Annotated in this window: 1 protein-coding gene; it reads right to left on the reverse strand. The window is 38.8% G+C overall.

All coding sequences use genetic code 11. The annotated features are described in order from the left end of the window. Positions 1-88: 88 nt before the first annotated feature. The gene (locus AMDU4_RS14160) at positions 89-1204 is read right to left on the reverse strand and encodes an MFS transporter (RefSeq protein ID WP_394324943.1); all 1116 of its coding nucleotides are present in this window, start codon (positions 1202-1204) and stop codon (positions 89-91) included. Positions 1205-1340: the final 136 nt, after the last annotated feature.

A 1340-nucleotide genomic window follows, 5' to 3' on the forward strand; every position in this document is an offset into this window, starting at 1 on the left:
TTCATTAACTGTTTGAACCCTATTACAGTCCACATCAGGTCATATGAATGATAATGGTCTATTATCAATCCAGAAATTGGTGTTCCTATTATAGTAACCAAGGCTTATTATCAATATGCCCATTCCACTGAACATTCCTACCCGTCCCGGAGGAGCTATTTCTGATATTATGGAAACGAATACACCGTTCCATGAAATTGCTGTGAAGCCAATTAGAACTGAAAAAATGTAAGCATAATATATGTAGGAGGAAAAATGAGGGAATGCCAAAAGAACCAGTGCAGTAGAAAACATAATGATTGAAAATGTTGCCATATGGTTTTCTCTGAATATTATGTTTCCCAGCCTTGTCCACAGTATTCTTCCAAATATGGCACTGATAAGGACAGTGATAAGAAAAGATTCGGCAATAATGGTACCGAATTTTATTTTCTGGAAATACAGCACATCGTATGTCATGACCGACTGTTGAGACCATGAAAGAAACAATGCCGAGAATCCAATAATGAGAAGGTATCCGGCTCTTTCCGGCCTGGAGCATCTCAGAAATATACTCCCGGACATTAAATTTCGAAGAATTTTGTTTTTTCCTGTATGGCAAAATCAGTACCATGAATATTGCCATAATAGACACAACAAGGTATGTATATGGCACCCCGGTCCTGAGAACAATGAATGGAAGAGCTATTGAAGCCAGTGCGGCACCCATGGGCACACCTGCCTGTTTAATACCCATTCTTGTGAGATGTTCCGGATAATACTCCTCCATAATGTGGCTATTTGTGGCCGGGGTCAGGACACCATAGCCGAAGCCAATAAGGTAGAATCCGAATAGCAATGTAATGTAGTAAGGGGATTTGAACACTATCAATGAGCCGGCAGCCATTATTCCAAATGATAATTTCATGGCATTTCTATAACCTATCCTGTCGACAAAATAGCCCGTGAATATGGATACACACGATGAGCCGATAAATATAACACTGGTGACGAGACCTACTTGTGTAGCTGTTAGGACATAAAAATTCTTGATAAACGGTGCCATGGGGGCATAGGATGAATCTATCAGGTTGCCAAGGGCTATTATAAACATGCTCTGTAATACGGCGGGCAATACAGGTCGAGAATTTTTAATTTCCATAATAGCACCATGTGTATAATATATGAAATTATCACAACATTTTGTAGTTAATTTTGTTGCCATTCAGGTAGATAATTCACCATCTGCTATGGCACCATAGTTAAATTATTTTGCTGGGAAAATAAATAACAGCGTTCTCCATTTATTCAATCCTTTCATTATGGGAACTGCATGTGTTATCCAGTGCAAACATAAAAAA

It is taken from the genome of Ferroplasma sp. Type II, from assembly GCF_000496155.1.

Coding starts and splice junctions, on each gene's coding strand:
- AMDU4_RS14160 (WP_394324943.1), bottom strand. CDS start 1,204: ATGGCAACAAAATTAACTACAAAATGTTGTGATAATTTCATATATTAT.